This window comes from Frankia sp. Mgl5 (assembly GCF_023242985.1).
In the GTDB taxonomy this organism is placed as follows: domain Bacteria; phylum Actinomycetota; class Actinomycetes; order Frankiales; family Frankiaceae; genus Parafrankia; species Parafrankia soli.
On sequence record NZ_JALKFY010000596.1, the window covers coordinates 1 to 324 of the forward strand.

At 58.6% G+C, this 324-nt stretch carries 1 pseudogene; it reads right to left on the minus strand.

Annotation, left to right across the window (positions count from 1 at the left end):
* Positions 1–324, minus strand: a pseudogene (locus tag MXD62_RS10805) (PDZ domain-containing protein); the annotation flags it as partial.

Sequence of the window (324 nt, forward strand, 5' to 3'; positions counted from 1 at the left end):
TGGCACAGGATCGGCATCCCGCAGCCAACTCAGGAGCATGCCTAACCCCTGATCGCCCGCCCCTTCAGGAAAGACCCGCGCGATCCCGTGCAGAATCGTAAGCAGGCCGGCCGCGTAGGCAAAGCAGAGAAAGCGCAATTTGATCAATGCGAGACAGACGGCCAAAATCCAGAGAATCCAGAGGGAGGGCACCTGTACGACGATGCCCAAGCCTCCCGCCAGCACCGAAACAATCAGCCCACCTACCAAGCCCATGCCGATTGATCGGATCGTTTGCGCGAGCGGAGATTGAATGCGTACAGAAAACAACTGACGCTCCAGCAC